The sequence below is a fragment of the Thioalkalivibrio sulfidiphilus HL-EbGr7 genome (assembly GCF_000021985.1).
GTDB classification, from domain to species: Bacteria; Pseudomonadota; Gammaproteobacteria; order Ectothiorhodospirales; family Ectothiorhodospiraceae; genus Thioalkalivibrio_A; species Thioalkalivibrio_A sulfidiphilus.
Genome location: NC_011901.1, coordinates 1632931 through 1648639, shown reverse-complemented (window position 1 = coordinate 1648639; position 15709 = coordinate 1632931). Strand labels below are relative to the sequence as shown.

General features: G+C 66.4%; 13 protein-coding genes. 7 read left to right on the top strand and 6 right to left on the bottom strand.

Annotated elements, in window-relative coordinates; genetic code table 11:
- Positions 1-11: 11 nt before the first annotated feature.
- The 4 genes from gyrA to TGR7_RS07685 form a co-directional block, all read right to left on the bottom strand.
- Positions 12-2606, bottom strand: coding sequence for a DNA gyrase subunit A (gene gyrA, locus TGR7_RS07700; RefSeq protein WP_012638102.1), 2595 nt, complete (start codon positions 2604-2606; stop codon positions 12-14).
- 232 nt (positions 2607-2838) lie between these two features.
- Positions 2839-3885 carry an S-methyl-5-thioribose-1-phosphate isomerase gene (mtnA, locus tag TGR7_RS07695; protein WP_012638101.1) on the bottom strand — a complete coding sequence of 349 codons (1047 nt, stop codon included), beginning with the start codon at positions 3883-3885 and terminating at the stop codon, positions 2839-2841.
- Positions 3886-3964: 79 nt separating this feature from the next.
- Positions 3965-4795, bottom strand: coding sequence for a mechanosensitive ion channel family protein (locus tag TGR7_RS07690; protein WP_012638100.1), 831 nt, complete (start codon positions 4793-4795; stop codon positions 3965-3967).
- A gap of 66 nt (positions 4796-4861) precedes the next feature.
- Complete coding sequence (locus TGR7_RS07685; RefSeq protein WP_012638099.1) at positions 4862-6103, bottom strand: HD-GYP domain-containing protein; 1242 nt, start codon at positions 6101-6103, stop codon at positions 4862-4864.
- A 271-nt stretch (positions 6104-6374) separates the two neighbouring features.
- On the opposite strand from TGR7_RS07685, the gene TGR7_RS07680 reads away from it, so the two are divergent.
- From TGR7_RS07680 to TGR7_RS07665, 4 genes are all read left to right on the top strand, one after another.
- Positions 6375-7694 carry a TRZ/ATZ family hydrolase gene (locus TGR7_RS07680; RefSeq protein WP_012638098.1) on the top strand — a complete coding sequence of 440 codons (1320 nt, stop codon included), beginning with the start codon at positions 6375-6377 and terminating at the stop codon, positions 7692-7694.
- Positions 7695-7841: 147 nt separating this feature from the next.
- On the top strand, positions 7842-8555 hold the full coding sequence (ubiG, locus tag TGR7_RS07675; protein WP_012638097.1) for a bifunctional 2-polyprenyl-6-hydroxyphenol methylase/3-demethylubiquinol 3-O-methyltransferase UbiG: 714 nt from the start codon (positions 7842-7844) through the stop codon (positions 8553-8555).
- 8 nt (positions 8556-8563) lie between these two features.
- The gene (locus TGR7_RS07670) at positions 8564-9256 is read left to right on the top strand and encodes an HAD-IA family hydrolase (protein WP_049764723.1); all 693 of its coding nucleotides are present in this window, start codon (positions 8564-8566) and stop codon (positions 9254-9256) included.
- Positions 9257-9462: 206 nt separating this feature from the next.
- Positions 9463-10716 carry a DNA recombination protein RmuC gene (locus tag TGR7_RS07665; RefSeq protein ID WP_012638095.1) on the top strand — a complete coding sequence of 418 codons (1254 nt, stop codon included), beginning with the start codon at positions 9463-9465 and terminating at the stop codon, positions 10714-10716.
- 395 nt (positions 10717-11111) lie between these two features.
- Here TGR7_RS07665 and TGR7_RS07660 read toward each other — a convergent pair whose 3' ends face one another.
- Both TGR7_RS07660 and TGR7_RS07655 read right to left on the bottom strand, forming a co-directional pair.
- The gene (locus TGR7_RS07660; protein WP_012638094.1) at positions 11112-11633 is read right to left on the bottom strand and encodes a GNAT family N-acetyltransferase; all 522 of its coding nucleotides are present in this window, start codon (positions 11631-11633) and stop codon (positions 11112-11114) included.
- A gap of 86 nt (positions 11634-11719) precedes the next feature.
- On the bottom strand, positions 11720-12472 hold the full coding sequence (locus TGR7_RS07655; RefSeq protein ID WP_012638093.1) for a hypothetical protein: 753 nt from the start codon (positions 12470-12472) through the stop codon (positions 11720-11722).
- Between the two features lie 122 nt (positions 12473-12594).
- Between TGR7_RS07655 and hpnC the strand changes: the two genes are divergently transcribed.
- Genes hpnC through hpnE form a run of 3 tightly spaced genes read left to right on the top strand, consistent with a single transcriptional unit; the run spans position 12595 to position 15685 of the window.
- Positions 12595-13494 (top strand): squalene synthase HpnC, encoded by a 900-nt coding sequence (gene hpnC, locus TGR7_RS07650; RefSeq protein ID WP_012638092.1) that lies wholly within the window; start codon positions 12595-12597, stop codon positions 13492-13494.
- Positions 13491-14372 carry a presqualene diphosphate synthase HpnD gene (hpnD, locus tag TGR7_RS07645; protein WP_012638091.1) on the top strand — a complete coding sequence of 294 codons (882 nt, stop codon included), beginning with the start codon at positions 13491-13493 and terminating at the stop codon, positions 14370-14372. Before hpnC ends, hpnD begins: the two co-directional genes overlap by 4 nt.
- Positions 14369-15685, top strand: a complete 1317-nt coding sequence (gene hpnE / locus TGR7_RS07640; RefSeq protein ID WP_012638090.1) for a hydroxysqualene dehydroxylase HpnE — start codon at positions 14369-14371, stop codon at positions 15683-15685. The genes hpnD and hpnE overlap by 4 nt, the downstream gene beginning before the upstream one ends.
- Positions 15686-15709 lie beyond the last annotated feature (24 nt).

The following is a 15709-nucleotide window of genomic DNA, read 5'->3' as shown; positions in this document are numbered from 1 at the left end:
AGCCACGGGTATCAGGCCTCTTCTGTGCCGGCGTCCTCACCGCCTTCCTCGTCCTCACCGCCTTCCTCATCGCCCTCGCCGTTGAGTCCGGCCACCCGGGCCAGTTCCACCAGGTGCTCCTGGTCGGTGAGACGGATCAGGCGCACGCCCTGGGTGTTGCGGCCCAGCACGGAGATGTCGGCCACCGGGGTGCGCACCAGGGTGCCACCGTCGGTGATGAGCATCACCTCGTCCTCATCGGCCACCAGGGTCGCACCCACCACGGCGCCGTTGCGGCCGCCGGTCTGGATGGCGATCACGCCCTGACCGCCACGGCCGTGGACCGGGAAATCGTCGGGCGGGGTGCGCTTGCCGTAGCCGTTCTCCGTGGCAATGAGCACAGTGCCCTCGTCCACGATGATGAGCGAGATCACCCGCTGATCCTCGGCGAGTCTCACGCCGCGCACGCCGCAGGCGGTGCGACCCATGGGTCGCACCTGCTCCTCGCTGAAGCGGATGGCCTTGCCGGCGGAGGTGAGCAGCATCACATCGCGGCTGCCATCGGTGATCGCCACGTCCACCAGCTGGTCACCATCGCGCAGGTCCACGGCGATGATGCCGTTGCTGCGCGGGCGGGAAAAGTCCACCAGGGGGGTCTTCTTCACCGTGCCGCTGCTGGTGGACATGAACACGTACAGGTCTTCCAGGTATTCGCGCACCGGCAGGATGGCATTGATGCGTTCGCCCTCCTCCAGCGGCAGCAGGTTGACGATGGGCTTGCCCCGTGCCGCGCGGCTGCCCTGGGGCAGTTCGTAGACCTTGAGCCAGTAGGCCTTGCCCCGGCTGGAGAAGCACAGGATGGTGTCGTGGGTGCTGCAGACCACCAGGCGATCGACGAAATCCTCGTCCTTGAAGCTGGTGGCGGACTTGCCGCGCCCGCCCCGCTTCTGGGCGCGATAGGCGCTCACCGGCTGGTACTTGGCGTAACCCGCGTGAGACAGGGTCACCACCACGTCTTCCTCGGTGATCAGGTCTTCCAGCGTCAGGTCCAGGCGGCTTTCGATGATCTCGGTGCGTCGCTCGTCGCCGAACTGCTCGCGCATCTCCAGCAGCTCGTCGCGGATCACCCGCATCAGGCGGTCTGGACTGCCCAGGATGTCCAGCAGGTCGTCGATCTTCTCCAGCAGTTCCTTGTACTCGCTGACCACCTTCTCCTGTTCCAGCCCGGTGAGGCGGTGCAGACGCAGGTCCAGGATGGCCTGGGCCTGGGCGTCGGAGAGGTAGTAGCCGTCGGCGTGGATGCCGAATGCGGCATCCAGATCCTCGGGACGGGAGGTGGCGGCGCCGGCCCGGGCCAGCATCTCGTCCACCACCCCGGACTTCCAGGCACGGCCCATCAGGCCGGCCTTGGCCTCGGCGGGACTGGCGGAGGCCTTGATCAGGGCGATGACCTCGTCGATGTTGGCCAGCGCGACGGCCAGGCCTTCCAGGACGTGGGCGCGCTCGCGGGCCTTGCGCAGGTCGTAGATGGTGCGCCGGGTGACCACCTCGCGGCGGTGGCGCAGGAAGGCCTCCAGCACCTGCTTGAGGTCCAGCAGGCGCGGCTGGCCATCCACCAGGGCCACCATGTTGATGCCGAACACGTTCTGCATCTGGGTGTGCTGGTAGAGGTTGTTGAGGATGACCTCGGGCACCTCGCCCCGCTTGAGCTCGATCACCATGCGCATGCCGTCCTTGTCGGACTCGTCGCGCAGCTCGCTGATGCCCTCGAGCTTCTTCTCCTTGACCAGCTCGGCGATCTTTTCCAGCAGCCGGGCCTTGTTGACCTGGTAGGGCAGCTCGGTGACCACCAGGCTCTGGCGGCCGCTGCCCTCGTCGGTCTCCACGTGGGAACGGGCGCGCAGGTAGATGCGTCCACGGCCGGTGTGATAGGCCTCGTGAATGCCGGTCGCGCCGTTGATCACGGCCGCGGTGGGGAAGTCCGGGCCCGGCAGGTGTTCCATGAGCTGCGGGATGCCGATGGACGGGTCGTCGATCAGGGCCACGCAGGCGTCCACCACCTCGCGCATGTTGTGGGGCGGGATGTTGGTGGCCATGCCCACGGCGATGCCGGCGGAGCCGTTGATCAGCAGGTTGGGCAGGCGGGTGGGGAACACCGAGGGCTCGCGCTCGGAGCCGTCATAGTTGTCGACGAAGTCCACCGTCTCCTTGTCGATGTCGGCCAGCAGCTGGTGGGCCAGCTTGGCCATGCGCACCTCGGTGTATCGCATGGCCGCCGGGGCGTCGCCGTCCACGGAACCGAAGTTGCCCTGGCCGTCCACCAGCATGTAGCGCATGGAAAAGGGCTGGGCCATGCGCACGATGGTGTCGTACACGGCGGTGTCGCCGTGGGGGTGGTACTTACCGATCACGTCACCCACCACGCGGGCGGATTTCTTGTAGGGCTTGTTCCAGTCGTTGCCCAGCTCCTGCATGGCATACAGGACCCGGCGGTGTACCGGTTTGAGACCGTCCCGGACGTCCGGGAGCGCCCGCCCGATGATCACGCTCATGGCGTAATCCAGGTAGGACTGGCGCATTTCGTCTTCCAGATTGACGTGCAGGACTTCTTTCGCGAACTCTGCCATGCCGGGGGAAACCCTCTTCTGTGGCGGGACTGACAAAGGCGAAATGGTACCACGACCCCGGGGTCAGGGTCGATTGAGAAAACGGCTCAGAGCGCCTCTCAGGGGCTCTCATGAAGTTAGAAGTGGGAATTGCGAAGTGCGAAATCGCGAAACGGACGGTCTGATGCGGTCTTGGAGCCGCTTCCTACTTCCCACTTCTTACTTAAAACTCACACTTCCAAATTCCGACTTCTTACTTCATGAGGGCGGTCATTTTCGCCCGATCAGGCCGCTCCACCACGCCCTTCTCCGTGACAATGGCGTCGATCAGTTCCGCCGGGGTCACGTCGAAGGCCGGGTTCCAGGCCCCTGCCCCTTCGGCGGCCACCGGCTGGCCGGCCAGGCCCAGGACCTCGGAGACCGGGCGTTCCTCGATGGGGATGCCGGCGCCGTCAGGGGTGTCCATGTCGATGGTGGAGGTGGGCGCCACCACCATGAAGCGCACCCCGTGGTGGCGGGCCAGCACCGCCAGGGCATAGGTGCCGATCTTGTTGGCGGTGTCGCCGTTGGCGGCGATGCGGTCCGCACCCACCACCACCCAGCCCACCCGGCCGGAGCGCATCAGGCTCGCCGCCGCCCCCTCGCAGATCAGATCTACGGGGATGCCGTCCTGGACCAGTTCCCAGGCTGTGAGCCGGGCGCCCTGCAGCCAGGGGCGGGTCTCGTCGGCATAGACCTTTTTGATGCGTTGCTGACCGTAGGCGCTGCGGATCACCCCCAGCGCAGTGCCGTAGCCGCCGGTGGCCAGGGAGCCGGTGTTGCAGTGGGTCAGCACCGCCTCGGCGGGGTCCATCAGCGCCGCGCCCAGTTCCCCCATGCGCCGGTTGTCGGCGAGATCATCTTCGTGGATGCGCCGGGCCTCGGCCTCCAGGCGCGCAGGCAGATCCGCCCCGACCTGCCCGATCACGGACTTCATGCGCGCCAGGGCCCAGAACAGGTTCACCGCCGTGGGCCGGGAGGCGGCCAGGCGCTCCAGGTCCGGAGTCAGGGCATCCAGCCAGTCCGGGGTGTCGGCAGGCAGGCGACGGGCGGCCAGCACCACGCCGTAGGCCGCGGTGATGCCGATGGCCGGCGCGCCACGCACCACCATCTCGCGGATGGCGTCGGCGGCGGCCCCGACGTCCGGAATGTCCAGGTAGACGGTCTCCCGGGGCAGGCGGCGCTGGTCCAGGAGCTTGAGGGACGTGCCGTCCCAGAGGACGGCACGCACGGTATCGAAGGCGAGATCGGTCGGTTTCATGGGCCGGGATTGTACCCCTGAGCCGATGGCATCGAAACCGCAAAACACCCCGGGCGTGCATGCCCGGGGTATGGCGGGATCAGGCGGACTTGACCTCGTGCAGGTGCACGTCCCGCTGCGGGAACGGGATGCTGATGCCATTGGCATCGAAGGCCAGCTTGACGTTCTCCAGCAGGTCGGCGCGAACCGGCCAGTAGTCCGGGGTGTTGACCCAGGGGCGCACGTTGATGTCCACGCTGCTGTCCCCCAGCTCGCCCAGGGCGATGCCGGGCGCCGGGTCCTTGAGGATGCGCTCGTCGGCGGCGATCACCTCGGCGATGATCTGCTTGGCCTTTTTGATGTCGTCGCCGTAACCGATGCCGAACACCAGGTCGATGCGCCGGGTGGGCTTGGCGGAGACATTGACGATGGTGCCGCCGTAGATCTGGCCATTGGGGATGATGATCTGGCGGTTGTCCCCGGAGCGGATCATGGTGGAGAAGATGCGCACCTCCTCCACCACCCCGGCGGTGCCGGCGGCCTCGATGAAGTCACCCACCTTGAAGGGCCGGAACAGGATCAGCATCACGCCCGAGGAGAAGTTGGACAGGGAGTCCTTGAGGGCCAGACCCACGGCCAGGCCGGCGGCACCGAAGATGGCCAGCAGGGAGGTGGTCTGCAGCCCCAGGTGGTCCAGGGCGGCGATGATCACCGCAATCAGCAGCAGGGTGTAGAGGATATTGCCCAGGAACTGCACCAGCATCTGGTCCATGCCGGTCTTGATCATGACCTTCTTGACTACCGAGGTGATCCTGCCGGCGATCCATTTACCGATGAACCAGATCAGCAGCGCAACCAGGATGCGCAGGGTCCAGGGGATGGCGTACTGTTCGACGAATCCGGGCTGGGTGATGATCTCGAGCGGTTCCATGGAGGACTCCTTGGTTAAGGGTGCGGTCGCCGCAGACTGCACCCTTACAAGGCGTGGGTCAATGGATCACCAGGGGGCGCCCGGCAGACCGGACCACAGCTCGTTGATGTCGGGGAACTGCCACGCGGCGGGGTCTTCCCTGCCGGCGATGCTGTCCTGGCACAGGGGGGCGGAGAGATCCACCAGCTTGGGCGCGAGCCGGCCCTTGGACTTGGTGGAGTAGAACACCTTCACCACCGGTTTCAGCAGCGAGCGCCTGGACTGCTCCACCACCACGGCGATCTTGCCCGAGTCCAGGCGCACCAGCGATCCGACCGGGTAGATGCCGAGACTCTTGACGAAGGCCTGGAACACGGCGGGATCGAAATGCCCGTCGGCCCATTCCGCCATCCTGCGGATCGACTCGGAGGGATCCCAGCCGGCCTTGTAGGGACGGTTGGAGGTGATGGCGTCATAGACATCGCAGACCGCGCCCATCTTGGCGTAGAGACTGATCTGGTCTCCTGCCAGCCCCTTGGGATACCCGGAGCCATTGACCTTTTCGTGGTGATGCAGACAGACATCCAGGGCCACCTCGTCAACACCCCCCGGCGTCTCGAGGAGCATGCGATGACCTGCCTCCGGGTGGGTCTTCATAATGGCGAATTCGTCATCCGTGAGCTTGCCCGGCTTGTTGAGCACCTCGAGCGGCATGGCGGCCTTGCCCAGGTCGTGGACCAGGCCGGCGATGCCGGCCGAGCGCAACTGCGCCTCGTCGAGCCCGAGCTGCCGACCCAGGGCGACCATCAGGGCGCACACCGCCACGGAGTGCATATAGGTGTAATCGTCGGCATTCTTCAGCCGGGCCAGGCTGATGAGCGCACCGGCATTGCGGGTCACCGAGTCGGTGATCTCCTCCACCACCTTGCGCGCCAGGGCGGTGTCCACTGCCTTGCCCATGCGCGCTTCCTGGAACATGGAGGTCACGGCCTGCTTGGCCTTGGCACAGACCTTCGCGGCGCGAGTGAGCTCCTCGGCCATGGGCACGTCTTCCCGGATGCGCTCACCGGCCGCGGCACTTTCCAGTGACGCCTCAACCTCGGCCTCGCTCTGTGCCTCCATGACCGCGTTCGCCGCCTCCTGCACGTCCAGGCCGCGGTCCGTGTCAATCCAGACCTCCCTGACACTGCTTGCCTGCAGGGTGGTAAGGTCCTTCGGGTCGTCGAGCAGGAAACTGGTACGCCAGAACGGATGCTCCATCCAGGAGCCGCACATCTCCTTGATGTACATGCCCTCCACGAGATGCTTCACATGAATCTTCTTCAGCATGCTGGGGAGGCGTTCCTGGGACGTGGGCGGTGGTGGGATGGGAAATGATGCTTCTGGTGATGCCCCGATCAGGCGTCAGACCGGGCCGGACTGTTGCACATCATCACGCCCTGCAATTATGTGATCCAGTGCAAATTCTCACAAGGCAGCGACCCCGGCTTCTTCCGGGGGAAAGCGCCGTTTGTCCGTTCGTGTCCGCCTTCCGTCCCCGGTGAAGCCTGGAGGTGGCGCTGATTGTCGGTGCGCCCCGTCGCCTGTATCGTTTGCGCCCATGGAAACCATCGACACCCTCATCAAGGCACGCTGGATCATTCCGGTGGAGCCCGACGACACCGTCCTCGAACACCATGCCCTGGCCATCCGCGCCGGGCGCATCGTGGCGCTCCTGCCCTCGGCCGAGGCCGATGACCGCTACCGGGCGGACAAGGTCCATGAACTGCCCCACCACGCCCTGATCCCGGGGCTGGTGAACACCCACACCCATGCCGCCATGAGCCTGATGCGCGGTCTGGCCGATGATCTGCCCCTGATGGAATGGCTCAAGGGCCACATCTGGCCCGCCGAGGGCCGCTGGGTGGGCGCGGAGTTCGTGGAGGACGGCACTCTGCTGGCCATGGCGGAGATGCTGCGCGGCGGGGTGACCTGCTTCAACGACATGTACTTCTTCCCGGAGATCACCGCCCACGCCGCCGCGCGGGCGGGCATGCGCGCGGCACTGGGCCTGATCGTCATCGATTTCCCCACCGCCTGGGCGGCCAATGCGGATGAGTACATCGCCAAGGGCCTGGCCCTCTACGACGACCACAAGGACGAGGCCCTGCTGTCATTCTGCTTCGCGCCCCACGCGCCCTATACCGTCTCCGACGAGCCCCTCAAGCGCATCCGGACCCTGGCCAATGAGCTGGACCTGCCGGTACACATGCACGTGCACGAGACCGCCCACGAGGTGGAAGAATCCATGGCCCGCTTCGGCATGCGCCCGCTAGAGCGCCTGGCGCAGCTGGGCCTGGTGGGCCCCAACCTGCTGGCCGTGCACATGACCCAGCTGGAAGATGCCGAGATCGCCCACCTGGCCGAGGCTGGCGCCCACGTGCTGCACTGCCCTGAATCGAACCTCAAGCTGGCCAGCGGTTTCTGTCCGGTCCAGAAACTCCTGGATGCCGGGGTGAACGTGTGCCTGGGCACCGACGGCGCCGCCAGCAACAACGACCTGGACCTGATGGGCGAGATGCGCACCGCCGCGCTGCTGGCCAAGGGGGTGGCCGGGGATGCCGCCGCCCTGCCTGCCGCTGCGGCCCTGCGCATGGCGACCTTGAACGGCGCCCGGGCCCTGGGGCTCGGCGAGGAGACCGGCTCCCTGGTGCCCGGCAAGGCAGCGGACGTGGTGGCCGTGGATCTCGGCGCCCTCGAAAGCCGCCCCGTGTATCACCCCGTCTCACACCTGGTCTATGCCACGGGCCGACAGCAGGTGACCCATGTCTGGGTGGCCGGCAAGGCCCTGCTGAAGGACCGCCGCCTGACGACCCTGGACCTGGAGGCGATCCAGGCCAGGGCGATGGCGTGGCAGGAGCGCTTGAAGGCAAATGCATGAAGGCGGAACAACAGCAATTCAAGATTCAAGATTCAAGATTCAATATTCAAAGGGGACATCCACAGCCGTGCTTTGAATTTTGAATTTTGAATTTTGAATTCCCCACCATGTTGTACCATGTACACCACACCCCTGACCTTACCCGACATGCCTAACAATCCCGCCCCCAACGTGGATCCACGTGAGGTATCCAAGTTCGACGACCTGGCTCACCGCTGGTGGGACCCGGAAGGCGAGTTCAAGCCCCTGCACGAGATCAATCCCCTGCGCCTGGACTACGTGGAGCGCCGCGCGCCCCTGGCCGGCGCCCGGGTGCTGGACGTGGGTTGCGGCGGCGGCATCCTGGCTGAATCCATGGCCCGGCGCGGCGCCACGGTGACCGGCATCGACATGGCCTCGGGCCCGCTGGAGGTGGCACGCATGCACCTGCTGGAATCGGGGCTCGAGGTGGACTACCGGCAGATGCCGGTGGAACAGCTGGCCGAGGAGATGCCCGGTGCCTTCGACGTGGTCACCTGCATGGAGATGCTGGAGCATGTGCCGGACCCCGCCTCGGTGGTGGCCGCCTGTGCCCGCCTGGTGAAGCCCGGCGGACACGTGTTCTTCTCCACCATCAACCGCAATCCCAGGGCCTTCCTGTTCGCCATCGTGGGGGCCGAATACCTGCTGCGCCTGCTGCCCCGGGGCACCCACGAGTACGCCCGCTTCATCAAGCCCTCGGAGCTGAATCGCTGGGTGCGCGCCGCCGGTCTCGAGTCCCGGCATGTGGGCGGCCTGAGCTACAACCCGCTCACCCGGGAATACCGCCTGGATGACGACGTGCAGGTGAACTACCTCATGCACACCACGAGGGAATCGTGAGGACGCCCCTGGACCTGCCGTACCGGACGATCCTGTTCGACCTGGACGGCACCCTGGCCGATACCGCCCCGGACCTCTATGCCGCTCAGGCCCTGCTGTCCCGGGAGCGGGGCCGCGAACCCCTGCCCTTCGAGGCCGTGCGCAACCATGTCTCCCACGGGTCCAGTGCCCTGGTGAAACTCGCCTTCCCCGAGGTCCAGGGGGAGGTGTTCAAGCAACTGCGCGAACGATTCCTGGAGATCTACGCCCAGAACCTGTTTCTGGACACGGTCCTGTTCCCGGGCATGGAGACCCTGCTGGCCTGGATCGAATCCCAGGGGCTGAACTGGGGGGTGGTGACCAACAAACCCGCCTTCCTCACCGATCCCCTGATGCAATCCCTGGGTCTGGCCCAGCGGGCCGCCTGCATCGTCAGCGGCGACACCGTGGATGAACGCAAACCCCATCCCATGCCCATGTGGCACGCCTGCGAACTGGCCGGGTCCCGGCCGGTGGAATGCCTGTACGTGGGCGACGCCGAACGGGACATCCAGGCAGGCCGCGCCGCCGGCATGGCCACCCTGATCGCCCTGTACGGCTACATCGACGAGACCCAGCGCCCGGACGAATGGGGCGCCAGCGGCATGATCCGCGAGCCCCGCGAGATCCTGGACTGGATGCTGGGGACCCATGAGCCGCTGCCGGTTGTGGAGCATCGGTAAAACCAGATGCTTGCCGCGGAGGCGCAGAGAAATAAAGGGAATGGACAGGATTTACATGATTAACATGATGTAGAGCGAGTTTAAGGCGCTGTTCAATGATGTGTTTAATCCTGTGAATCATGTAAATCCTGTCAAAATCTTTTTCCGCCTTTCCTCTGCGCCCCCGCGCCTCAGCGGCAGATATTGATCCCTGAACAGGAAACACCTTGGACACGACCCTGATCATCGTCAGCCTGATTGCCCTCGCCACCGGTGCGCTGCTCGGTTACGGCATCGCGCACCTGCGGGCCCAGCGGCTGGTGGCGGTGCTGCAGGCGGAACTGGACGCCGAGCGGCGCCGGGGCGAGGAACGGGCCGCGGCCTTCGAGGAGTCCCGCCGGCAGATGGCCGACAGTTTCTCCGCCATGGCCAACCAGGCCCTGCACCAGAACAACGAGGCCTTCCTGCGGCTTGCCCAGGAACAGCTCAAGGCCTTCCAGGTGCAGGCCAGTGCCGAACTCACCCAGAAGGAGAAGTCCTTCGAGGGGCTGGTTAAACCCATCCGCGAGACCCTGGAGAAGACCGAGGCCCAGATCCGCGCCATGGAGCAGGCCCGGGAGTCGGCCTTCGGTTCCCTGACCCAGCACCTGCGCATCATGGCCGAGGGTCAGCAGCGGCTGCAGAACGAGACCCACAACCTGGCCCGGGCCCTGTCACGTCCCACGGTGCGCGGCCAGTGGGGCGAGATGACCCTCAAGCGCCTGGCGGAACTGGCGGGCATGGTGGAGCACTGCGATTTCCAGGAGCAGACCCACCGGGCCACCGAGGACGGTGCCATGCGCCCGGACATGATCGTGCGCATGCCCGATGCACGTGAACTGGTGGTGGACGCCAAGACCCCGCTGGATGCCTACCTGGCGGCGGTGGACGCCCCGGACGACAAGCACCGGGAACAGCATCTGAAGACCCACGCGCGCAAGCTGCGCGAGCGCATGCGTGAACTCTCCAGCAAGGCCTACTGGACCCAGTTCAAGGAATCGCCGGACTTCGTCATCCTGTTCATCCCCGGTGACCAGTTCCTGTCCGCTGCGCTGGAACACGACCCGGCCCTGCTGGAGGACGCCCTGTCCAACCGGGTGATCCTCGCGACACCCAGCAGCCTGGTGGCGCTGCTGCGCGCGGTGGCCTACGGCTGGCGCCAGCAGGCGGTGGCGGAGAATGCCGAGAAGATCCGCGAGCTGGGCGAGGAACTCTACAAGCGCCTGGCCACGTTCACCGAACACCTCGGCCGCATCGGCAAGAGCCTGGGCAGCAGCGTGGACCACTACAACAAGGCGGTGGGTTCGCTGGAGCGCAGCGTCATGCCCGGGGCGCGGCGTTTCGCCGAACTGGGCATCCAGGCAAGGAAGCAGATGGAAGAGCCCGTGCCGCTGGAACAGGCCCCCAGGCCACCGATCCAGGAAGAGGACAACGGAAGCTAGGAGCCTGTCGGACTTAGGTGCCCGTAACGAGCCGAGTGGGAGAGTGGGGCCATTTTTTCGATCGTTTGAGGAGAAGAATAGCCGTAGCTATTTGACGAAAAGCATCGGAAAAATGGACCGCTCTCCCACCGGCGCAGTAGGCGCAGGCTAAGTCCGACAGGCACCTAGCCCGCATATCTCACCACCCTTCTACTGCGGCCGCCGATCTGCTCGCTGTGACGGGGCGTGCTCCCTCCAGCCAGCTTGACGTAGTGTCGGCTACGCCAGCGCCGTCTTGCGGTCCACGCGCCCCGTCACAGCGGCATCTCAGCGCCCTCGCGACGAACGGTGGTGAGATATGCGGGCTAGAAACCGATCCCGCTGTGCGTTGAGCACGGCGCGGCGATACGGACGGATCAGTCCAGGTCTTCCAGTTGCTTGCGATTGATGCGCATCTGCACGACCACGTGCCTGCGCCCGTCAAAGCCCAGGTGTTCCTCGTTGCTGTAGGGCAGGAAGCCCATCTCCGAGCACAGCATGATGCCATCCTCGTTCTCGCCCAGCAGGCGCACCCGGACCTCGCGCAGCCGATACTTGCGAAAGGCGATGTCCAGCAGATGCTCCATGAGTTCGCTGCCCACGCCGTGGTTGCGCAAATCCGGGTCCACCACCAGCGGACCCAGGTAGCCCTGGCGGCTTTCCTCCACCTCGTAGAGGGCACCCAGCGCCACCACCCGGCCCTGTAACTCCGCCACGGTGACGTCCTGCCGGGAACGCAAAAGATCACGCACTGCACAGGCCTTGCCGGGCTCGCTGCATTCCCAGTAGACGAGCGCGGCCTCGGCCTCGTCCACGGTAAGCCGTGGCAGGGCCGCGAAGTCGGATTCCTGCAGGGGACGGAAGCTCAGGGTCTGCCGCTTGGGGCGGGGATTCGCCATGGATGGTCGGACAGCTCTCTTGTTTGCCACCATTTAGCCACAAAGTGGGGCGGGTGACCAAGGGTGAATCGTGCCGGGAATGTCCATCAGCTCTCCCGTCTGCGGGCTGCGGTTTCAAGCTCCGAGATCAGGACCTCGGCGCTGCCCAGGAGCGTGGCGATCTCCCGGGGTTCCGTGGGACTGAGGGGACGGATCACCGCGAAGGCCCGGGCGCTGGCACGCAGGGCCAGGTCATGCTCGCGCCGCAGGCTCTCCAGCACGCCTGACTCCATCACCACCCGCAGGGCCTCATCCTTCTCGTCGGGATGGGTGCGCAGCCGCAGACCCGGCACGGGCCGCACGCCCGGCGGCAGTTCCATGGGCACCAGGTCATGGAGCGTTTCCACCCGGTCGGCCAGATGACCGAAGGCGGCAAAGCGGGGATTTTCCGGCTCCGCCATGAGATAGGGCGCATCCAGGATATCGCTGTAGATGAGCACCACGGTGCGCATGGGGCCGGCGGCGCGATCGCGCAGCAGGTAGCGCCGCCAGCGGGCCTGGCCGCTCAGCAGATCGAACAGCCACCAGCGACGTCCGCCCTCCTCCCGGTACTGTGGATGAAACACCATGCCCGCCTCGATGGACTCGATGATGCCGAGGCGCACCAGTTCCTTGAGCAGCAGCACCTGCTGGCCGGCCCAGGGTTCGAAGCCCTGGCGGCTGCCAGCGGTGCGCATGCGCCGGGCCCGGGCGCGCATGCGCCGCAGGGCGATGAGCGCGGGCACCACCGTGACCAGGGTGACGACGATCAGCAGGAACAGGTACAGCAGGGTGTCGCGGTAGATCTCCAGTTCATCCATGGGGCGCCCTCCGCAGCTTGAGACCGGGTGTCCTGTGGTAGACTCGCCCCCCATGCAGAGGCCCATGCTGACTCATTGTTTCCCTCCCGTTCCCGTGCCGCGGCGTCGGCACCCGCTTCGCAATGCCAGCCCCACCCGACCGTGAGATCCGCCGGGCCTATGCCCAGTGTATAGACAAGGCCCGGGCCCATTACGAGAACTTCCCCGTGGCCTCCCGCCTGCTGCCGGCCCGGCTGCGCGGTCCCGTGGCGGCCATCTACCTGTTCGCCCGCCGTGCCGATGACCTGGCCGACGAGGGTTCGCTGCCCGCCGAGGCGCGCCTGCGTGCCCTCGATGAACTGGAGCAGCAGCTGCTGGCCGCCGCGGAGTCCCGGCTGGATGACGATCCTGGCTTCCTGGCCCTGGCCCATGCCATCCGCAGCCATGGGCTTCCTGTCGCCCTGTTCCAGGATCTGCTCAATGCCTTCCGCCAGGACGTGAACAAGAAGCGCTATGGGGACTTCGGCGAACTGATGCAGTACTGCCGGCTGTCCGCCAACCCGGTGGGGCGCCTGCTGCTGCACCTGGTGGGTCACACGGACAAGCGTTCACTGGCCTGGTCCGATGCGATTTGTTCCAGCCTGCAACTGATCAATTTCTACCAGGACCTGAGCCAGGACTATCACGAGATGGGTCGCATCTACCTGCCCCAGGACGAGATGGCCCGCTTTGGCGTCACCGAACGGCACATCGCCGAGGCCATCTCCGACATGAGTATGCAGCGCCTCATGCACCTGCAGTTTACCCGCGCCGATCGGCTGCTGCGTTCCGGTGCGCCCCTGGGCGGGGTGCTCAAGGGTCGCTTCGGTCTGGAGATTCGCCTCATCACCCTGGCCGGTGCCCGGGTGCTCTGGCATCTCAGGCGTCAGCAGTCGAACCTGTTCTCACGGCCCCGTCTGCGCCTGGCCGATTACGCCGTCATCCTGCGCGGTGCCCTGTTCCCGGCGCGCGCCGCCCGCATCGCCACTGCGAGAACACCATGACACCGGAACAGTACTGCCAGGACAAGGCCGCGCGCAGCGGGTCCAGCTTTTACTACAGCTTCCTGTTCCTGCCCGAGCAACAGCGCCGGGCCATCACTGCCCTGTACGCCTTCTGCCGAGAGGTGGACGACGTGGTGGATGAATGCCAGGAGCCGGACATCGCGCGCCGAAAACTGGACTGGTGGCGGGAGGAGATCGCTCGGGTGTTTGCCGGCAACCCGAATCACCCGGTGGGCAAGGCCCTGCTGCCGGCCATCGAACGCTACAATCTACCGGAAGAGCATTTCCGGGAGATCATCGACGGCATGCAGATGGATCTGGACTACGACGCCTACCCCACGTTCACGGAGCTGTCCCTGTACTGCTACCGGGTGGCCTCGGTGGTGGGCCTGATGGCCGCGGAGATCTTCGGCTACCAGGACCGCCAGACCACCCGCTACGCCCATGACCTGGGCATGGCCTTCCAGCTCACCAACATCCTGCGCGACGTCCACGAGGACGCCCTGCGCGGCCGGGTCTACATTCCCATGGACGAGATGCGCCGTTTCGGCGTCGAGCCCCGGGAACTGCAGATGCCACAGGCCTCGGAGCACCTCAAGTCCCTGTTTGAGTTCCAGGCCCGGCGGGCACGGGACTATTACAAACGCGCCTTCGAGCGCCTGCCCGAGGTGGACCGCCCCGCCCAGCGCAGCGGCATCATCATGGCGGCCATCTACCAGACCCTGCTGGATGAGATCGAGGCCGATGGCTACCGGGTCCTGGAGCGACGCATCCGGCTCACGCCGATCCGCAAGCTGTGGATCGCCTGGCGCACGGCGCGCCAGGAAAAGCGCCGTGAAAAGCGTCACCGGAAACCGCTAAAGGGCGCGTCATCATGAGGCCCGTGGATACCGTGGTGGTGGGCGCCGGCTGGTCGGGACTGGCCGCCGCCGTGGAGCTGACCCGGGCAGGCCGCGAGGTGACCGTGCTGGAATCCGCGCCCCAGGCCGGCGGGCGGGCGCGCAGCGTGAGCCTCGGTGACCAGACCCTGGACAACGGCCAGCACATCCTGCTGGGCGCCTACGGCCATATGCTGGAACTGCTGGGCACGCTGGACATCCCGGAGGCCGAGGTCCTGCTGCGCCTGCCTCTGGACCTGAGCATGCGCGCCCCGGAACACCGCGGCCTGTCCCTGTCCACCCTGTACCTGCCGGCTCCCCTGCACCTGCTGGGCGGACTGCTCTCCGCCCGGGGTGTGGGCTTCTTCGAGACCCTGGGCGCCCTGCCCGGCATCCGACGCATGCTGGGCTGGGACGAGGCCGAGGACATCACGGTCGCCACCCTGTTGCAGCGCTGCGGCCAGCCCGAGCACCTGGTCCGCGGACTCTGGGCGCCCCTGTGCTTGGCGGCCCTCAATACCCCGCTGGAAACGGCCTCGGCGCGCTTGTTCACCCGGGTGCTCAACCTGGCCTTCACCGGCCATCGCCGTCACTGCGACCTGCTGATCCCCCGGGTGGATCTCGACCGGGTGCTGGCGGAACCGGCGCGGCGTTATCTGGAGGCCCGGGGCAGCCGCCTGCTCACCGGCCACCGGGTCACGGCCCTGGAAGCCCTCGATGGCGGCGGCTTGCGGGTGCGCATGCGGGATCTGGCCGTGGAGGCACGGCACGTGGTGCTGGCCACCCCCGCCGGGGTGACCGCGGCCCTGTGCACCGGCCTGCCCGGACTCAAGGACGTGGTGCTCGGACTGGAACACCTGGGCCACGAACCCATCTGCACGGTCTACCTGCGCTATCCCCCCGAGGTGCGCCTGCCCATGCCCATGGTGGGCGTGCTGGATCTCACCGCCCAGTGGATCTTCGACCGCCGGCACACCGGCAATCCCGGCGTGATGGCAGTGGTGATCTCGGGTCCCGGTCCCCACATGGAGCTGGACAACGACGCCCTGACCCGTCAGGTGGCCGCGGAACTGGCCCTGCTCTACCCGGACTGGCCCGCCGCCGGCGAGACCTGGGTGGTGCGGGAAAAACGCGCCACCTTCCAGGCCGCTGCCGGCTGCGAGGCGCACCGTCCCTCCATGCGCACGGCCCTGCCCGGCCTGTGGCTGGCCGGGGATCACGTGCAGAACGGCCTGCCCTCCACCCTCGAAGGGGCGGTGATCAATGGCTTACAATGCGCCCGCGCCATCCTCGCCAGCCACCCCGTCACCTGACTTCCTCTGACGCAACGCGAAACC